The sequence below is a fragment of the Enterococcus sp. ZJ1622 genome (genome assembly GCF_011038845.1).
In the GTDB taxonomy this organism is placed as follows: Bacteria; Bacillota; Bacilli; order Lactobacillales; family Enterococcaceae; genus Enterococcus_B.
This window is the reverse complement of the sequence record NZ_JAAKDW010000002.1, coordinates 143,951-162,869: the sequence shown is the minus strand read 5'-3', so window position 1 is coordinate 162,869 and position 18,919 is coordinate 143,951. Positions and strand designations below refer to the sequence as shown.

Below are 18,919 nucleotides of genomic sequence, written 5' to 3'. Positions count from 1 at the left end.
TATGCTAAGTTTGTAAATTTTGTGTAAAGATTACTCGTTAACGATATTCCCTTCCCAATCGCGCTCGACTTTCATTTGAGAAACAGGGATATAGCCCAATTCACCGACAATGTTGTTTTGGACATCGTCAGATAAGATATATTCTAGAAATTCTTTTGTTAATTCTTTGGGATGATCTCTCGTGTACATATGCTCATACGCCCAGATCGTCCACTTATTCGTCGTTACGTTCTCATCTGTTGGCTCTACTCCGTTGACCTTGAGTGTAGCTACGTCATCTGTCACGTATGAAAAAGCGACATAGCTGATGGCTCCAGGTGTATCAGCGACGATTTGACGAACCATCCCGCTTGAATCTTGTTCTTGTGCTTGGACCGCTTTTTCCCCGTCCAACACCCATTTTTCGAATGTGCTTCGTGTCCCGCTTCCTGATGCCCGATTTAAAATAACCACTGGCTGATCTTTTCCGCCTAATTCTCGCCAGTTTTTGATTTCACCTGTGAATAGTTTCTTGAGATTCTCCATCGAAATATCTGTTACACCAATCTCTTTGTTGACGATTGGCGTGATTCCAACGACTGCTACTCGATGATCGACCAGTGCTGAAGCATCGATTCCTGATTTTTCTTCTGCGAACAAATCGGAATTACCAATATCGACAGCCCCTGACTGTACTTGTGACAACCCTGTACCGCTTCCGCCACCCTGCACATTGATAAACTTGCCGGGATTTTCTGTCTGATAGGTTTCAGCGACTGTTTCTACCAAAGGCTGCAATGCGGATGATCCGACTGCAGTGATGGATTCGCCACGGTCGATCCACTTGGAACAGCCTGACAAAAGAATCGCTAATCCCATTATTGGTAAGAATAGTTTTAATTTTTTCATTAGAAATCTCCTTTAATCCTAAAGTAAGTTTATTTTAACATTTTCGCTATCTATTGAAAACGAATCAAATTTATTAAATAACAAAATAAATCGGTACAAAATAAAAAAAAGACTATCTCATTAAACTTAACTATGCTATACTGGCTTTGAAATGTGTCTCCTCGATTAAGCATAGATTAGCTTATTTCTTGCTTTCCCCAAAAAACAAGAAATACCCCAAAGTTAATTTCGCTCACGCGAGACGCTTTCTCCATTTCTGTCAATTTATCCAGAAATGGCCCCGATAAAAAAGGACGAGAAGCAGCGCTGTTACGGCGCCGGTTTCACGTCCTTTTTGTATATTTTATAATAATGGGGAGATCAATCGTGCGAATCCCTCTTTCAGCTTGATCAAAGTCCCTCTATTCTCATATATCTCTTCAGTCAAGCGTTTAGAGACTTTTGAATCTTCAAAAAAGGCCTTTCTCACACGAGTTGCCATCCGTACATCATAAATCAAAGTATTGACCTCAAAATCCAATCGGAAAGATCGAACATCGATATTTGCCGAGCCAACGGAAACGATCCCGCCATCAATGACCATCGTTTTCGCGTGCATAAAGCCATTCTCATAGGTTTCGATAATCGCCCCATATTGGATCAGCTCCGCCGCAAACGAATACGTAGCCCAATAAACTAAAAGGTGGTCTGGTTTATTTGGGATTTGGATGTGGACCTTCACACCAGAAAGCAAGGCTAGTTTCAGCGCTTCATGGATCGAACCATCAGGAATATAATAAGGCGTTTGGATGAGGATCTCTCGTTTGGCTAATGAGATCATTTTCAGATAAGTCATCTTGATCTGCTCATGTTCAGAATCTGGACCACTTGTCACGATTTGTACTGCCATTTGTCCGACAGATCCTATCGCCGGGAAGAATTTCGGAGAATAATTCACTTCTTTTGTATGCTGTGAGTTCCAATCCATCAAAAATCGATTTTGCAATGTATACACAGCTTCTCCATGAATCCTCAGATGATTGTCCCGCCAATAACCGAATTTCTTCACTTGACCTAAGTATTCGTTCCCAATATTGAATCCGCCTGTATAGCCGATTTTGCCGTCGATGACCACGATTTTCCGATGGTTCCGATAATTGATCCTCGGATTGATGTAAGGCACGAATAATGGAAAGAAGAAGGCCACTTCCCCTCCAGCTTTTTTTAATTCTCGAAAAAATTTACTAGAAACCTGCGTAGATCCCCAAGCATCTAGCAACACCCTTACTTTGACGCCACGGTTCGCTGCTTCGACCAATGCTTCTCGTACTTCGATCCCTAACTCATCGCTGCGGTAAATATAATACTGCAGATGGATATGATCTTCTGCTTTTTTGATATCAGCGATCAGGGCATCAAATTTTTCCCGACCGTCTGTAAATAAAGTGATCTCATTTTTAGTTGTATATAGCGTGCTTTCAAATACTGTCAGCATATAAATCAATTGTTTCACATCTACTTGACCAGTTGGCGGATGCGGATACAGTCCTCTGATCAATGCTTGTTTATCTTCTTCGATCTCCAGGTTTTTCCCGATCTTTCCTTGGATCCTCAAATCAAAAATCTTGTCTTTTGAGATACCTCTGCCAAAAAAAATATAGAGGATGAATCCTAAAACCGGTATGAACATCAAGACCAACAACCAAGCCCATGTCTGTGCCGTCTCTCTTCTCTCCCGAAACACGATGATTATCGAAAGCAGGATATTCGTAATCAAAATGATGGTAAAGAGATTATCAACAATAACTCCCATGGCTTCACCTCTTCGTTTTCTAACTACTTAAGGATAACGAAGTTGTTTTTTAAAGTAAAGAAAAAGTATTATTCCGACGGCAAACAAAAAAGAGACTAGGATAAAAAACCTCCCAGTCTCTAGAAATTGACTACTAGTGTTCCAAAGCTTGCCTGTGCGTGATACATGATACAGGACAACTTTTTCACTATTCTTTAGAATTTCAAAAATCGTCTCATAGAAATAATTGAACCCAATGAACCGATGATCACGCCGATCCCAGTCATCAGCAGATTGATTTTCCAGATAATGTCTGAAGGCTGGATCAATGAATAATGAGATCGCAGCAATGACGGATTGATCAATTGGAAAAATTCACGATAACCGAATGTCATGATCAACGCTGGTATGATTGCACCAAGTAAACCGATCCAACCACCTTCTAGGAAGAAAGGCCAGCGGATATACCCATTTTTGGCCCCTACCAGACGCATGATCTGGATTTCTCGTTGCCGAGATAAGATCGTGATACGGATCGTATTTGAAATCAGGAACATAGCAATAAATAATAATAAAGCAGCTGCAGCTAATCCCCATGTACGAACAGCACCTGCCAATTGGAAGATACGGTCGGAAGAAGTGCCGCCATAATCCGAACGAGAAACATTGCTTAGTTTAGCTGCTTCTTCAGAGATTTCTTTTGTGTAGGACGGATCTGTTGCACTGACAACATAGACATCATATAGAGGATTGTTGTCTCCTTCAAATAGAGACCAGGAATCGCCCATTTCATCTTGGATCTTTTTAAGCTCCTGATCTTTGCTGGAGAATCTGACCTGTTTCACATGCTTAAGTTCTTTCAGTTCTTTTTCTAGATTCTTCACATCTTTTTCTTTCGTACCGATGTCGACGAAAACAGAAACATCCACGTTTCCTTCGATATCTTGTGCTAATTTTGTTGCATTCATGATCACTGCCATGAATACTCCGACTAAAGTCAGCGTGATCGTGACCGCACTGACAGAAGCGATGGTCATCCAGCCGTTACGCTTCAGACTTTTGATACTTTCTAATAAGTGACGGAAAAAGGTTCTAATCATCGTATCCGTATTCCCCTTCCGCTTGATCTCGAATAATCCGGCCATTCTCAATGGCGATTACCCGGTGACGAATGGTATTCACGATCGTGCTGTTATGTGTAGCCATCACGACAGTCGTCCCTTGTGCGTTGATCCGATCCAGTAATTTCATGATTTCCCAAGAATTTTCGGGATCTAGATTTCCAGTAGGCTCATCAGCGATCAGTACTTTTGGCGTATTCACGATAGCACGAGCGATCGAAACACGTTGCTGTTCCCCACCAGATAACTCACCTGGGAATACCCGTACTTTATGTTTCAAACCAACCAAATCCAATACTTCCATTACCCGTTTTTTGATATCACGCGGTTTTCTACCGATTACTTGCATCGCATACGCGACATTTTCATAAACAGTTTTTCTAGGTAATAATTTATAATCCTGGAACACCACACCGACTTCTCTGCGCAAATAAGGGACTTCGCGGTTTTTGATTGTCATTAAATCATGGCCGGCGACGTTCAAGGTTCCTTTCGAAGCTTTTTCTTCTCGATACATCAACTTGATGAATGTAGACTTACCAGCTCCAGAAGGCCCGACTACATAGACGAATTCCCCTTGTTCGATCAGGATCGAGAGATTTCGGATCGCGGTCGTACCATTGGAGTACTTTTTCATTACATCCTTCATTTCAATCATGGCGTTCTCTCCATATCTTTTTCAGTCTTTAGCCATTATAGCATGGCAATGTTTCATCTTGCTTTCAAAATCTTACAATTTCATTTCAATTCACATATAAATCCTTGTGAAGATCATTGAAGATGCATTTTCAGATAGCCATCGATAAACAGATCCAAGTCACCGTCCATCACTGCTTGAACATTCCCTGTCTCTACGTTCGTCCGATGATCTTTGACCATTGAATAAGGGTGGAAAACATAGGATCGGATTTGAGAGCCCCAGCCGATTTCTTTTTGTTCTCCTCGAAGCGCAGCAGCTTCTTGTTCTTTTTTCTCTACCTCTAATTGATAGAGTTTGGCTTTCAGCATCCCCATCGCCTGTTCCCGGTTCTTCAATTGTGAACGCTGGGCTTGGCTAGCTACGACTGTTCCAGTTGGCAAGTGAGTGATTCGGACAGCTGATTCCGTTTTATTGATATGCTGACCTCCTGCCCCACTTGCTCGATAGGTGTCGATTTTCAAATCGTCCGGATTGATTTCGATATCGATCGTTTCATCAAGTTCCGGCATGACATCGACGGAACAAAACGAAGTATGACGTCGTTTGGCGGAATCAAATGGCGAGATTCTGACCAAGCGATGGACGCCCTTCTCTGATTTCAGATAACCGAATGCATTGTGCCCTTTGATCAGCAAAGTCACGCTCTTGATACCAGCTTCATCGCCTGCCTGGTAATCTAAAGTCTCTACTTGATAGCCATGCTGTTCTGCCCAACGTGTATACATGCGCAAAAGCATACTTCCCCAGTCCTGTGACTCTGTCCCGCCTGCTCCCGGATGCAGTTCTACGATTGCATTGTTCCGGTCATACGGTCCATCTAAAAGCATCGATAATTCATAAGCTTTCATTTTTTCATCCAGTGCTTGAATGCGGGCTTCTGTTTCTTCCTGCATTTCTGCATCTGGTTCTTCTTGCAGCATTTCGACCATCAATTCCAATTCTTCCAGTTCTTCAGCTAATGAATGGAATTGATCGTACGTCTCTTTGTTCGCATTGTTTTCATTGATGACTTTCTGCGCAGTTTCACTATTGTCCCAGAATCCTGGCTCAGCCATTTTTGATTCTGCTTCTGCAATGTCTTCTTCCAGCTGGTCTAAGTCAAAGAGACCTCCTGAAACTTGTGACCTTTTCCTGCATCTCTGCTAGCAGATTGCGTATTTCAGAAATTTCCATATACGTATCCTTCTTTCTTCAATCTCTTGTTTTATTTCTTAGTCTACCAGAATCTTTCGATAACAGAAAGAAGGTGAGACAAATTCTTGATCAAAAAGAATCTATCTCACCAATCCTGCTGTCAAAAATCAGTTTGCTTCTTTTCCATGACAGTTCTTATATTTTTTCCCGCTTCCACAAGGACAAGGATCGTTCCGACCTACTTTGTTCACATGGATTGGCTGTTTTTTCGCACTTGTGTTACTGTTTTCTTTGGCGTCTCCTTCAGTTGGATGTACAGCAGTACCTTGAGAGACTTGCTCACGCTGCACATTTTGGCGGATTTCTGCTTTCATGAAGATTCTAGTCACTTCATATTCGATCGCCCCAACCATGTCTTCAAACATTTTATAGCCTTCTGTTTGATATTCGACTAATGGATTGTTCTGTCCATAAGCACGCAAGCCGATCGATTGACGCAATTGGTCCATCGCATCGATATGGTCGGTCCATTTCGAATCGACTACACGTAAAATCACGACTTTTTCAAATTCAAGCAATTGTTCAGGACCATTCAGCTGAGCAGCTTTCGTATTAAAGACTTCTTGAGCCAGCTCATTCAGATATTCTTTGATTTCTTCTGGTTTTTTCCCTTCGATATCTGCAATCGAGATACTGTCTTCGTGAACGAAGGTGCTACCAGTAAAATCAACGATCCCTTCAAGATTCCAGTTCTCTTTTTCCAGCTGAGTATGTGCATCGACCACTCGGCTGATCGTCCGTTTCACCATGTTCATCAATGGCTGCGACAGACTTTTTTCTTCCATGATCACTTCTTGACGCTGTTTATAGATGACTTCACGCTGTTCGCGCATCACATCATCGTATTGCAAGACGTTCTTACGTGTATCGTAGTTGTTTCCTTCTACGCGTTTTTGTGCAGATTCCACTTGTTTGGAAAGCATCTTGCTTTGGATCACTGCGTCTTCTTCGCCGATCTTCATGCGGTCTAAGAATGCTTTGATTCGTTCTGAACCGAATCGTTTCATCAAGTCATCTTCCAGAGAAAGGTAGAACTGAGACATTCCTGGATCTCCTTGACGCCCTGCGCGTCCACGCAACTGGTTATCGATCCGTCGTGATTCATGACGTTCGGTACCGATGACTGCTAACCCGCCTAACTCTCTGACACCAAGTCCAAGCTTGATATCTGTCCCACGACCAGCCATGTTGGTCGCGATGGTCACTGCGCCTTTTTGGCCGGCATTCATGATAATCTCAGCTTCTTTAAAGTGATTCTTCGCATTCAAGACTTCATGCGGGATACGCTCTTGATTCAGCATATCTGAAAGCAGTTCAGAAGTTTCGACGGCAACTGTACCGACTAGCACAGGCTGTCCTTTGCGGTAGCGGTCTTTGATATCCTGTACAACCGCATGGAACTTGCTTTTCAGTGTCGGATAAAGCAAATCAGGACGGTCGTCACGAATGACGGGACGATTGGTTGGGATTTGGAAAACTTGGATATTATAGATTTCTCTGAATTCTTCTTCTTCTGTTTTTGCTGTACCTGTCATCCCGGAAAGTTTTTTATACATCCGGAAATAGTTCTGGAAGGTGATCGTAGCCATCGTTTTTGTTTCATCTTCAATCTCTACGCCTTCTTTTGCTTCGATCGCCTGATGCAGTCCATCTGAATAACGACGTCCATCCATGATCCGCCCGGTGAACTGGTCTACGATCAGGACTTTACCGTCTTGTACGACATAGTCGATATCAAGCAGCATAATATAATTGGCACGAAGCGCTTGATCCAAATGGTGTGTCAGCGCCGTGTTTTCGATGTCATAAAGATTTTCCAATCCAAATGTTTCTTCTGCTTTTTCGATCCCTGATTCTGTCAGGCTGATCGTTTTGGACTGGACATCGATTTTATAGTCTTCTTCTTCTTTCAGGCGTTTCACGAAATTATCTGCTCTGGTATACAATGCAGTGGATTTTTCCGCTTGTCCTGAGATAATCAGCGGCGTTCTTGCTTCATCGATCAGGATCGAGTCTACTTCATCGACAATCGCATAATTCAACGGACGTTGTACCATCTGATGACGGTAAACAACCATATTGTCTCTCAAGTAGTCAAACCCTAACTCGTTATTCGTACTATAGGTGATGTCACAATTATAAGCTTCACGTTTTTCATCTGATGATTTGGAGTTGATATTCAACCCGACTGTCAAACCTAGGAAATTATACAGTTCACCCATTTCTGACGAGTCACGTGTTGCTAGATACTCGTTGACTGTCACGACATGGACGCCTTCGCCTGTCAAAGCATTTAGATAAACAGGCATCGTTGCTGTCAGTGTTTTCCCTTCACCTGTACGCATTTCAGGAATGTTGCCGTCATGAAGGACGATCCCCCCCATCAACTGCACGTGATATGGGTATAGCCCCAATACACGTTTGGCTGCTTCACGTACGACTGCGAATGCTTCCGGCAATAACTGATCCAGTGTTTCTCCTTTCTGGTATCTTGCCTTGAATTCTGGGGTTTTTGCTTGTAATTGTTCATCTGTTAATGCTGCCATCTGGTCAGCGTAAGATTCTACTTTTTTTGCAATGCTATCTAAACGTTTTAGTTCTTTCTTATCATTCTCGATAAGCGAACGAATCAAATTGGCCATGCGTTGTGTAATCTCCTTTTTCTTCTGTATATTATCCAGACTATGTAGACTCTATTTTCTATTTTATCATTAGTTATAGATAAATGAAATATTTTAATTGGATTAAAGTGTGAACTTCATAATTTATTCACATTTTAGACAAATTTGTCCTATTCAAAAAGGAACTTGCAGCAGGCGATCACGCCCGCTGTAAGTTCCTAATGTGTTATTTTTTTGTTATTTGTCAATCTGTTTCGATCAACCCGTATTTTCCATCTTTACGACGGTAAACGATGCTTGTGCCGTTGGTTTCTGCATCTTCGAAAATAAAGAAATTGTGTCCAAGCATATTCATTTGCAGGACTGCTTCTTCACTATCCATTGGTTTCAATGATAGACGTTTTGTACGAACGATATCTAGTTCCGAATCGTTGTCGTTATCTTCTTCATTAAATAAAGATGCCGCATCCGCTGTATTCAATCCAGTCTCACGAGACTTGCGATTGATTTTTGTTTTGAATTTGCGGATTTGTCGTTCCAGTTTATCAACGACCAAATCAATACTTGCATATAGATCTGGTGAAGTTTCTTCGGCACGTAACACAAGATAAGGTAATGGGATGGTTACTTCCACTTTTGCTGTTTTTTCAGTATAAACTTTTAGGTTCACATGCGCCGTAGCATCGGGAGCATCGCTGAAGTAGCGTTCAAGTTTGCCTACTTTCTTCTCAACGTAGTCACGAATCGCTTCAGTTACTTCGATATTTTCGCCGCGTACATTATATCTAAACATAAAAATTACCCCTTTCGTCTACCACAATCAAGAAGGAGAAGGACCACTCTTTCCCTCTTCTTACTTCCATTATATCTAACTCTAATTCATTTGCAAACTAAATCGCTATCAATTCTGTCTGTTTCTTTATTTTTCAGCGTGCAAGCGAAAAGGTACAGATTTTCGCCGGCTCGCAGCTCCTGAGACAATCAGCCGCATGGAACAGTGTTTGCCCTGTAGTGTAGACATCATCGACGATCAAAATTTTCCGATTCTTTAATTTTTCTTTATCTACTGACAAGACGAATGGCTGAGGCATGGCTAATCGCTCTTTTCGTGTGTTTTTTGCTTGGGCATCAAAATGTTTTTGTCTGACCAATAATTCTTGATAGGAGACATCCGAACACCTCAGCATCTCACTGACTTGATTGAATCCGCGTTCTGCCATTCGTCTGGTCGAAATCGGGATCGGACAGATAATGAATCTCGGAAATTCTTTTTTTAACTGTTTCCATTTAAAAGAGAAAGTTCCGGCCAATCGTATGTCCCCCATGAATTTATAGCGATTCAGCCACTCCTGCATCGCCAGATCATATGAAAAAAACGCACGATGGCAAAAATCGTAAGTCGGATAGCGTTTCTGCCATTCCTGACAATCTGTACAATATGAGGAGATCATACTTTCTATTTCCAGCTTGCCACGCTTACTTTCATGAGGCTTTTTCTCGGCCCATGTTTTTTGACAGCCCTGACAACCGCTTTTTTCTGGTAGTTCTTGAAATAATTGGCGACACTCTTGACAAGTCACCGGATTTTTATGAACAGAAGGTCCTATGATTTCAAGAATATTCAACTGACGTACCAGTTGGTTTTTGCAGTAATTGCATCTCATCGCAGCTTCTCTCCTTCTCGGTTCATGTCTTTGATCTCTCGGCATGCTTTCTGGATCGCTCTAGTCTTTTCTTCATAATAAAAATAGACTTGGCTATTCGTGAACGCCCCTTTACGATCCGCTCTTCCGGCAATCTGCACCAAAGAAGATTTTGTGAATGAAGGATGGTCTGCACCTAGCACGATGACTGAAACCCGCTCAAATGTCACTCCTCGTTCAAGAATCATCGTTGACAATAGTACATCATATGACTCTGTACGCATTTTCTGTACTTTTCTTGTCCGCTTCTCATCTCTAGAAGATACATCAGTGATTCTGTAGTGTGGCAGGCATACTTTCAATATTTCCTTCAATGAAGTCATCAAAGCGATACTTGGACAAAAAAGCAGGACATGGTTTTCTTCAAGAAGACGTTCGATCACTTTTAGGAGCGGCCGGATTTTTTTCGGTTTCAGACAGTTTTTCCGCCAATTGTTCCAAAAAACAAGCTGAGGCTCAGGCAGCAGCCGCTGATGGAATCGTAATGCTAAACGGTGGATCTCAAAAGAAGGTTTGATTTTTTTCAATGTCTGATCATCCGGTGTAGCACTCAAATAGATCAATTTTCCTTGAAGTTTGACCGCTGTATCAGAAGCGTATGACAATCCTGGATCACCCACATAGGGAAAAGCATCTACTTCATCGATCACTAACAGATCAAATGCTCGATAGAATCGATATAACTGGTGCGTCGTACAGATGACAAATGTACTATAGCGGTAAGGTTCATCTGCTTTTCCGTGAAGCAAAGTGATCTGTTCTTCTGGAAAGACCGCCGTAAATCGCAGAAACAGCTCATTGCATACATCGATTCTAGGTGAGACAACTGCTACACGTCCTCCTGCCCGCAATGCTGTCAGCAAGCTTTCATAGAGCATCTCGGTCTTTCCTGACCCTGTGACTGCCCACACCAAATGCCTTCTTTTATCTGGGGCTGCCAATTTTACAGCTATTTTCCTTTGTCGTGCTGTCAGCTTTCCTTCCCAAGAAAAAATGACTTCTCTAGGGCTTCCTTCTGGTTGTCCGAATAAGTAGATTTTTTGGCTGGTATCACATCGTCCGAGAAAAAGACAATGAGGGCAATAAAAACTAGATTCACTGAGCCTGCATTCTCTTATCCGGGTTCGCTTGCTGCAGCGATTGCACTGGATCGATCTTCCTTTTTTGATGACAGCGGGTACAGACTTACTTTCTACATTCTTGATGACTTCTTTTGGTACTTGTTCCAATTCTTTTGTCAAAAGTCTTCTACCCCATAGATTTTCCATTTTAGCTTCCCTATATAAATATACGAAAAAAACGGCACATTTTTTCAAATGCACCGCTTTTTTCTATCATCTCTGGTTTTATTCACCGATCAATGTGATTGCCTGCTGCAATACTTTTTCTCCGTTCATCATTCCGTAGTCTGCCATGTTGATCACTTCTAGCGGAATTCCTTTCGGTTCTAAACGCTCCTCGAAATCTGCTTTCATGAAACGTACTTGGGGCCCTAACAATAAGACATCTACGTCTTTAGAAGCTAACTGATTGTCTGCATCTGAAGCGGATACCGCAAATATATCTGAATCGATCCCTTTTTCTTCTGCAGCTTTTTGCATTTTAGTTACTAGCAGACTTGTGCTCATTCCTGCTGAACATACAAGCATGATTGTTTTCTTTGCCATGAGTCTTCTCCCCTTTTTCAAACAGCGACTGTCTTATTAGATGTGCTGTTCGAGCATTCTGACTAAGTATATGGATGAAAGCTACTACAAAAATAAAATAGTAAAGCAGCTTCTTCTTAATTATATAACAAGCATAACTTTTGTCAACGTTTTCTGTATGCGTTTTATTCAATCGAATAACCAGCTTGATTTCACAAGTTTGTTGAATACCGCATATTCTTTCTCTAGGTTGATCACTACGACTTCATAGCCTGCGTTCAACCATCCGTACGCTCCTTTTTCCGGATGCTTGTAGTCATTCGCCCACCAATCCGTCGTCTCCCTCGCAGATTTAGGAAGCCCGCTGCTGGGAAATAGCAATTCATCGAATTGTGTAAAGGTCAATGTGACTTGAGACCCTCCATTGTTTTTCAGATAATGCGTTATTGAATCATATTTTTTCTTTCGTTCCTTCATCCTGGACTCCACCTGCCTTTTCTCTTATTATCCCACACTATGCCGATTGCGCAACCATTAGACGGATTGAAAGAGCAGGGAATTTTCTATATACTGGAGTGAAAAAGAGTAAAGAGAGGTGCGTGCTATGCTGAATAGTTATCGTACAGTGAGAGAAAATGGCCGCAGTGAGATAGAAATCAAAAAATCGCGCTTCATTTGCTCCCTTAAACGTGTGGAAACGGAAGAAGAAGCAAAAGAATTCGTCCAGAAAATAAAAAAAGAACATTGGAAAGCCAACCATAACTGCAGTGCATTCGTTATCGGCGAAAAAAACGAGATCCAGCGAAGCAGTGATGACGGTGAACCCAGCGGAACTGCAGGTGTCCCTATGCTGGAAGTCCTCAAGAAAAACCAGTTGATCAACGTTGCCGCTGTCGTAACGCGCTATTTTGGTGGAACCAAGCTAGGAACAGGTGGTCTGATCCGTGCATATACCCATTCCGTCTCCCATGCATTGAATGAGATCGGCATCGTTGAAGGGACCTTGCAACAAGAGATTTCTGTGCACATCACCTACCCTCAGTTGGGAAAGCTAGAGAACTTCCTTGAACACCAAGGCTATCCCGTCAAAGACACGCTATACACCGACCAAGTGAGGGTGATTTGTTTCGTGAAGGAAACAGAAGTTCCTTCGTTCACATCTAGCTTGATCGAATTGCTCAATGGGCAAGTCCAATTTACGGAAGGTCCAGTCTCTTATCATGAACAGCTGATTCCCTCTGATCAATGAGCACAATGAACCAAAACGAAAGGAGCCGTGGCAAAAGTCTTGTCACAGCTCCTTATTTTCCGAATAAACGGTGTTCTCCTACCAACTCCTCGGGCATAAGCCACAATATTCATCGAACATGAGAAGCTGTTTTTGAAATTGTTCCTTGTGCCTCAAAGTTAAACGGAAAGCTCACAACCTCTATTTTTATCTTTCCAAGTAAAACTCGAAACGATTCCCAACATATTGCGTACGGACATATTCAAAAGGTGTCCCGTCTTCAAAGTAAGAAATCTGACTTAACCTTAGCACCGCATCGCCTCGTTTGACTTCTAAGTACTCAGCGATCTTTTCTGAAGCTAAGACAGCGGTGATCGTCTGATTGGCAGGACCGATTTTCTTTTTCCCTTTTTCTTCCAGTGTGCGGTAAAGCGATTCGGTGATTTCAGCCTTGCTGTATCCTTCGATCAATTTTTGAGGAACGCTTGCCACTTCAAAGCAGATAGGCACATCATCTGCAAAACGGATTCGTTCCATACGAAGGATCGTATCTTCTGACTCTAGATGCAATTTTTCCATTTCACTCGAACTTGGTGAGGTCAAAAAATAAGAGACGGTCCGGCTTGAAGGCACCCGATTTTGCGACTCCATGATTTCAGTGAAACTTGTCGCACCTGACATTTTTTCCTGGACTTTCTTACGTGCTACATATGTACCTGAGCCGATTTTTCTTTCTAAGATCCCTTCATCTGCCAAATTCTGGATTGCTTGTCTCAGCGTCATGCGACTGACGTTGAATTTCACAGCCAATTCTCTTTCGGAGGGTAGACGGTCACCGATTTTCCATACACCTTGTTCGATCTCGCTTTTTATTTGATCATGAATCTGTATATATACAGGTAATTGATTCGACATAACGTATATCCGTCCTTTCGTTTTCTCCATTATAACTGGTATATACCTAGTTCACAACTGAAAAAATACGTCTTGCGCTATCGTATTGACGAATAATTGAATAAAACGCCGTCTGCATATCCTCAGCAAAATGGAGAAAGTGTCCATCCAAAAAAGAGAATCTTAGATAGAAACCACTACCAGCATCTGACAGATTTCTCTAGAAAATAACAAAAAAGACATTTATTCGCATTTTATCGAATCCACGTCTTTTTTGTTATTATTAGCGGTTTTTTGACAACCATTTTTTCGTATGACTGGTCGGACGTTTTGCTTTTACTTGAACGGTTTTGCCAGATTTTTTTGGAAAATGAACTTCTACGTCATATTTGTCTGATTTGATCAGATCATAGAGTTTTTCTGCTGTTTCATCCACTTTTTCTTTCCATTTCATTTTTCTCATCCTCCGTTTCTTTTCTTATATCCACTCTATCCTAATTTGCTGAAATCTTCAAGAGACAAGGTGTGCGAAGGCCTATAAACAAAAAAAGACATCGATGAACGATGTCTTTCATGTATAAGTCAACTGGGGTAGCTGGATTCGAACCAACGCATGAGGGAGTCAAAGTCCCTTGCCTTACCGCTTGGCTATACCCCAATAAAAATGGAGGAGAGTGGATTCGAACCACTGAACCCTAAGGAACGGATTTACAGTCCGTCGCGTTTAGCCACTTCGCTACTCCTCCGAAAGGTCTGTATCAACCTGACTTAGTTATAATACCTAATTTTGCAGATTTTTGCAACCCTTTATTGAAAATTTTTTTGATTTTTTTTTAGTCATGCAGATTCCAATGGCGAATGACTGTTTCTATCGCGTTTTCAAGGCTTTTTTCACGGCCAAAATCTTCTTCACCAAAGAAAATTTCGTATTCTTTCGGTCCATAAGCCAAAATCTCCCCGATCATTTTTTTACCAATAAATAACTGAGTGACCTCATAGCTCTTTCCATTGACGTCCTTTTTGACTTCTTCGACTCTTACTTCGATATCTTTGTTCTTTTTTGACATAGTTTTCACCTCTTCGCTATTTTATCACATTCTAGGCAGTAAAATATACAAAAATGCTGAAAGACTGTCTTTTTCTAGCGATATCGCTGTTTCTTCTATTTTTCTCATACTTCTCCCTGGCTTTTTGCCAGATAATTTGCAGCTGCTCCGATAAGATTGGCGTCATTACGATAATCGCACAAGACTATTTGAGGGATGAAGTCGTGCAGGTCGAACTGGTCCATCAGTTTTTTCATTCTCTGATTGATTTGATCAATCAAGCCCTCTTTGGCCGATATGCCCCCGCCTAAGACGATGATTTCAGGATCAAATGCAAATTGTATACTGAACAGTCCCTTTGTCAGATACTCATAAAATCTTTCGACTTCTTCTGCCGCTAGCTCATCTCCTTTTTCTGCAAGATCAAATACATCTTTACCGGTATAAGTAGTTTTGTCTATCCCTTTTCGTTCACAATAGCGCCAGGCCATTTGTACTGCAGTCCCCAGTTTGCTGAATGTCTGGTCTCCTTCAAGAAACATCAAGCCGAATTCTCCACCATAAAGATGTGCGCCTTTGTTCAGTTGACCATCAGTGAATAGCGCGCCTCCAACTCCAGTTCCTATGACAACAAATGCCACATCTCGATGATCTTTGGCTGCACCTTCATAGAATTCAGCCATTCCTGCGCAATTCGCATCATTTTCGATCGTTACAGGTAATCCAAACAGATTTTCTAGCTCTTTGAAGATATTGAATCCATGGATATAAGGAATCGCACTGATCCCTTCGATTACCTGCTTCTCACTATTTACCACGCCCGGTGAACTGATCCCTATTCCTTCGACCGAATATTTCTCAGTAAATTCTTGACAAGTCTCAGCCAAAGATCCTTTCATTTCTTCCCATGTTGCTGGTGTTGCAAATTGAGCTGTGTCTGCTAAAGAATGACCGTCCCAATAACCATATTTAACTGCCGAACCGCCAAAATCAAAGACCATGATCCCCATGACTCTCCACTCCTTTTCACTTCCTGAAACTATTGTAAAACAATCAGCTAGCGATTGGAATCGTTTTCTAAAAATACTGGAAAAATCTTTCGTCTTTCGCTTACTTCTTCCATTCGTTCGCTAAAGTAATCTGGTCTCTCAAGCGTTCGCCATTTTCAAAAATCGGTTGCGGATAATTTTTTATGAAATAATCTTTTTCTCTTGAAATCTCCTGATAACCTTTTTTACGGTATAAATGCAATGCTGCATTACTTGTACTTCCTGTTCTGACAAGGATCCGCTTTTGCGTTTCTGCACGCGCAGATAAAAGGGCAAAAGCAGCATCTAGCAATTGTCCTCCGATCCCTTTTCCTTGTTCTTTTTCTGCTACAGAAAGATTCATGATTTCAAATTCTGTCTGACGAGTTGTATAAACCAATACTCCGGCTATTTCATTTTTTTCTTTCCATATGAATCCTTCGCCTGTTTCTATATAAGCAGCTACTTTCTCTTCATCTGGATCAGCTTCTAGCAGCAGTGTCCATGGTACGTTCTTTTTATCCAGTTCTTCAATCATCTTTTACCTCCAGAAGGCCAGCACGTCGAGCCAGTTTTTCAAAATAATTTTCCGGCTTTTTACGTATTGCTTCGTGCTAGTTTTTTCCACTTCTTATTTATAATCAGGCATTTGCTTATCTTTTTTGTTCCTAGTCAATTGAAAGGTCAGCGGAACATAGTCGATCCCGCCTTTGACAAATGGGTGGCAGCGTAAAATACGAGCCGTTCCCATCAACGTCCCTTTCAGCGCACCATGTGTTTGTATAGCTCGGATCATATAATTAGAGCAGGTCGGGTAATAACGGCAGCTAGGGGGGAATGCTGGCGAAATAAAACGTTGGTAACCTCGAACTAGATGAATCAACAGTTTTTTCATACTTTCTCCTCTTTGTTTTGTAATCAAAAAAGGAGCCGCGACCAAGGTCAACGCTCCCTCATACTTTTTTTGGACAACATATACATACGATTTGCTTAAAAACCTGTTACAGCAAAAGCGAGACAGAGACAGCATTCTCACTTAACGGAAAAAATCCCGAACGTGAAGCCATAAACTAGGCTGGAAAACCTTGAACGGATTTCCGCCTCCGATCACGCCGTAACCAATCATTGTACCGGCAATAAAAAGAAGTACAAGTAATAAGATCACTATTAAAATCTTGATGAGGCTTATTAGGATATACCGTTGGTTACTCATTTTGCCACTTCCTTAAGCAATCGTTTGTGCTGTTTTTTCAGCAGGTGTCTGATCTGTTTCTACACGTTCTACATCTGCACCAAGTTGTTGCAGTTTGACATGGAAATTATAATAGCCACGGTCCAGATATTTCAAGTTACGGACACGAGTGATCCCATTGGCTTTCAAACCAGCTAACACCAAAGCAGCAGCGGCACGTAAATCAGTTGCATATACTTCGGCACCTTGCAATTCATGGTTTCCTTCCATGATCGCCACATTGCCGTCAATTTTGACATGGGCATTCATACGGCGCATTTCTTCCAAATGTTGGAATCGATTTTCAAAGACTGTTTCAGTAACGACACTTGTACCTTCTGCTACTAATTGGATCGCAGTCATTTGTGCTTGCATATCTGTCGGGAAACCTGGATGAGGCATCGTTTTGACATCGGTAGGCAAGATATGTTCTGGTCCGATCACACGGATTCCGCCTTCTTCTTCACGGATCGTTGCGCCCATTTCGATCAGTTTAGAGATCAAAGGACGATTGTGTTCTGAGATTGCATCAGCGATCAGAACGTTTCCTTGTGTCATAGCAGCAGCAACCATAAATGTTCCAGCTTCGATACGGTCTTGAACGATTGAATGAGTCACTGCATGAAGATGATCCACACCTTCGATACGCATCGTTTCAGTACCTGCACCATAGACATTCGCACCCATCTTATTCAAGATGTTCGCAAGATCGACGATTTCTGGTTCACGAGCCACGTTTTCGATGATCGTTGTCCCTTTTGCTTTTACAGCAGCCATCATGATATTTTGAGTGGCACCGACGCTAGGGAAATCCAAATAGATCGTATTTCCTTTCAATTCGTCAGCGATTGCTTCGATGTATCCATTCTTTTGGATGATCTTTGCTCCTAAAGCTTGGAATCCTTTCAAATGCAAATCGATTGGGCGTTTGCCAATAGCACATCCGCCAGGCATCGCTACTTTTGCATGACCATTTCTAGCAAGCAACGGGCCCATGACAACGATTGATGCACGCATTTGGCTTACGTATTCGTAAGGTGCTTCGATCTCTAATTGTCTTGATGCGTCGATAGTCACTTGATTCTTTTGTTCGTCGAAGTCTACATCCACGTTCAAATGACGGATCACTTGATTCATGGTGAAGACATCAGATAGAATTGGGACGTTATCTAATGTGGTGATCCCCTCTTCTGCTAACAAACTAGCAGCTAGAATAGGCAAAACTGCATTTTTAGCTCCTTCAATTCTTACTGTTCCATTTAATTGATTGCCACCTCTTACGATGATCTCTTCCATGTTGTTCCCTCCAAAAAATTCCAATGAGTATACACTTACTCAAAATCTTTTCTATTATATCATTTCTTCTTTTAAAATAGTACCTTTTTTTAAAATTATAGACTAACGAAAAGATTTCGGCATAGTGCAATGACTTCTAAGAAAAAATTGCTGGCAGTGTACCCTAGAAAAATCGAGAAAAGTACAATAGCCATTCGTATCTGCGTCTCATGCATTGCCTTAAAAAACATTTCAATACGTAAAGAGCGTAAAGACCAAAAAGCCAAGTAAATAAAAGCCAGATGACTGACGAGTCGAATGATCGCATCAATCCCGTATACTTGCATAATTGCGTCCTTTCTAACAGCTGTTTTTTATAATAACTAATAAAATGATAATACCATAAATTGCATAAAAGGAGAAATTAAAAAGGCTATTTTCGCTTGGAAGCGTTGTGTTTTTGCAAAAAAGCCTGCAAATGGTCTGATGAATAAAGGTACGATACTCATTTCCAGAAAAATAACAATAACGAATCATATATAATAATTATTGTACGAAAAAAACAAGGATGCG

General features: G+C 41.5%; 21 protein-coding genes and 2 tRNA genes. 1 reads left to right on the top strand and 22 read right to left on the bottom strand.

What is annotated here, in order from left to right:
- Positions 1-30: 30 nt before the first annotated feature.
- The 11 genes from G7Y42_RS02585 to G7Y42_RS02535 all read right to left on the bottom strand — a co-directional run bounded on the left by G7Y42_RS02585 (position 31) and on the right by G7Y42_RS02535 (position 12,121).
- Positions 31-888: a phosphate ABC transporter substrate-binding protein PstS gene (locus G7Y42_RS02585; protein WP_165003605.1), complete on the bottom strand. Its 858-nt coding sequence runs from the start codon at positions 886-888 to the stop codon at positions 31-33.
- Positions 889-1,231: 343 nt separating this feature from the next.
- Positions 1,232-2,680, bottom strand: a complete 1,449-nt coding sequence (cls, locus tag G7Y42_RS02580; RefSeq protein WP_165003607.1) for a cardiolipin synthase — start codon at positions 2,678-2,680, stop codon at positions 1,232-1,234.
- Positions 2,681-2,874: 194 nt separating this feature from the next.
- Positions 2,875-3,759: a permease-like cell division protein FtsX gene (gene ftsX / locus G7Y42_RS02575; protein WP_165003609.1), complete on the bottom strand. Its 885-nt coding sequence runs from the start codon at positions 3,757-3,759 to the stop codon at positions 2,875-2,877.
- Positions 3,752-4,438 carry a cell division ATP-binding protein FtsE gene (ftsE, locus tag G7Y42_RS02570; protein WP_165003611.1) on the bottom strand — a complete coding sequence of 229 codons (687 nt, stop codon included), beginning with the start codon at positions 4,436-4,438 and terminating at the stop codon, positions 3,752-3,754. Before ftsE ends, ftsX begins: the two co-directional genes overlap by 8 nt.
- A 113-nt stretch (positions 4,439-4,551) precedes the next feature.
- Positions 4,552-5,653, bottom strand: a protein-coding gene (gene prfB / locus G7Y42_RS02565; RefSeq protein WP_206215429.1) for a peptide chain release factor 2 whose coding sequence is annotated in 2 segments (ribosomal slippage) — positions 4,552-5,580 and positions 5,582-5,653 — 1,101 coding nt in all. Because the reading frame shifts where the segments join, the coding sequence is not laid out codon by codon here.
- A gap of 128 nt (positions 5,654-5,781) precedes the next feature.
- The gene (secA, locus tag G7Y42_RS02560) at positions 5,782-8,316 is read right to left on the bottom strand and encodes a preprotein translocase subunit SecA (protein ID WP_165003613.1); all 2,535 of its coding nucleotides are present in this window, start codon (positions 8,314-8,316) and stop codon (positions 5,782-5,784) included.
- Positions 8,317-8,539: 223 nt separating this feature from the next.
- Entirely contained in the window at positions 8,540-9,088 is a 549-nt protein-coding gene (gene raiA, locus G7Y42_RS02555) for a ribosome-associated translation inhibitor RaiA (RefSeq protein WP_165003615.1), read from the bottom strand.
- 133 nt (positions 9,089-9,221) lie between these two features.
- Positions 9,222-9,959 carry a phosphoribosyltransferase family protein gene (locus G7Y42_RS02550; RefSeq protein WP_165003617.1) on the bottom strand — a complete coding sequence of 246 codons (738 nt, stop codon included), beginning with the start codon at positions 9,957-9,959 and terminating at the stop codon, positions 9,222-9,224.
- Positions 9,956-11,266: a DEAD/DEAH box helicase gene (locus tag G7Y42_RS02545; protein ID WP_165003618.1), complete on the bottom strand. Its 1,311-nt coding sequence runs from the start codon at positions 11,264-11,266 to the stop codon at positions 9,956-9,958. Before G7Y42_RS02545 ends, G7Y42_RS02550 begins: the two co-directional genes overlap by 4 nt.
- Positions 11,267-11,344: 78 nt before the next feature.
- Positions 11,345-11,665 (bottom strand): PTS sugar transporter subunit IIB, encoded by a 321-nt coding sequence (locus tag G7Y42_RS02540; protein WP_165003619.1) that lies wholly within the window; start codon positions 11,663-11,665, stop codon positions 11,345-11,347.
- Positions 11,666-11,833: 168 nt separating this feature from the next.
- Positions 11,834-12,121: a hypothetical protein gene (locus tag G7Y42_RS02535; protein ID WP_165003621.1), complete on the bottom strand. Its 288-nt coding sequence runs from the start codon at positions 12,119-12,121 to the stop codon at positions 11,834-11,836.
- Between the two features lie 127 nt (positions 12,122-12,248).
- On the opposite strand from G7Y42_RS02535, the gene G7Y42_RS02530 reads away from it, so the two are divergent.
- Positions 12,249-12,893 (top strand): YigZ family protein, encoded by a 645-nt coding sequence (locus tag G7Y42_RS02530; protein WP_165003623.1) that lies wholly within the window; start codon positions 12,249-12,251, stop codon positions 12,891-12,893.
- 186 nt (positions 12,894-13,079) lie between these two features.
- On the opposite strand, the gene G7Y42_RS02525 is transcribed toward G7Y42_RS02530, so the two are convergent.
- The 11 genes from G7Y42_RS02525 to G7Y42_RS02475 all read right to left on the bottom strand — a co-directional run bounded on the left by G7Y42_RS02525 (position 13,080) and on the right by G7Y42_RS02475 (position 18,693).
- Positions 13,080-13,787, bottom strand: coding sequence for a GntR family transcriptional regulator (locus tag G7Y42_RS02525; RefSeq protein ID WP_165003625.1), 708 nt, complete (start codon positions 13,785-13,787; stop codon positions 13,080-13,082).
- Positions 13,788-14,049: 262 nt separating this feature from the next.
- The gene (locus tag G7Y42_RS02520) at positions 14,050-14,220 is read right to left on the bottom strand and encodes a hypothetical protein (protein ID WP_165003627.1); all 171 of its coding nucleotides are present in this window, start codon (positions 14,218-14,220) and stop codon (positions 14,050-14,052) included.
- 132 nt (positions 14,221-14,352) lie between these two features.
- Positions 14,353-14,424: transfer RNA gene (locus G7Y42_RS02515), tRNA-Gln, on the bottom strand.
- A gap of 7 nt (positions 14,425-14,431) precedes the next feature.
- Positions 14,432-14,512, bottom strand: a tRNA-Tyr gene (locus G7Y42_RS02510).
- An 87-nt stretch (positions 14,513-14,599) separates the two neighbouring features.
- Entirely contained in the window at positions 14,600-14,833 is a 234-nt protein-coding gene (locus tag G7Y42_RS02505; protein WP_165003628.1) for a DUF2969 domain-containing protein, read from the bottom strand.
- 104 nt (positions 14,834-14,937) lie between these two features.
- Positions 14,938-15,822, bottom strand: coding sequence for an ROK family protein (locus G7Y42_RS02500; RefSeq protein ID WP_165003630.1), 885 nt, complete (start codon positions 15,820-15,822; stop codon positions 14,938-14,940).
- Between the two features lie 100 nt (positions 15,823-15,922).
- Positions 15,923-16,378, bottom strand: coding sequence for an N-acetyltransferase (locus G7Y42_RS02495; protein WP_165003632.1), 456 nt, complete (start codon positions 16,376-16,378; stop codon positions 15,923-15,925).
- Between the two features lie 93 nt (positions 16,379-16,471).
- A complete protein-coding gene (gene yidD, locus G7Y42_RS02490; RefSeq protein WP_165003634.1) occupies positions 16,472-16,735 on the bottom strand; it encodes a membrane protein insertion efficiency factor YidD in 264 nt (87 codons plus the stop codon).
- A gap of 141 nt (positions 16,736-16,876) precedes the next feature.
- Complete coding sequence (locus G7Y42_RS02485) at positions 16,877-17,053, bottom strand: DNA-directed RNA polymerase subunit beta (RefSeq protein ID WP_165003635.1); 177 nt, start codon at positions 17,051-17,053, stop codon at positions 16,877-16,879.
- A gap of 12 nt (positions 17,054-17,065) precedes the next feature.
- Entirely contained in the window at positions 17,066-18,367 is a 1,302-nt protein-coding gene (murA, locus tag G7Y42_RS02480) for a UDP-N-acetylglucosamine 1-carboxyvinyltransferase (protein WP_165003637.1), read from the bottom strand.
- Positions 18,368-18,462: 95 nt separating this feature from the next.
- A complete protein-coding gene (locus G7Y42_RS02475; RefSeq protein ID WP_165003639.1) occupies positions 18,463-18,693 on the bottom strand; it encodes a DUF1146 family protein in 231 nt (76 codons plus the stop codon).
- Positions 18,694-18,919 lie beyond the last annotated feature (226 nt).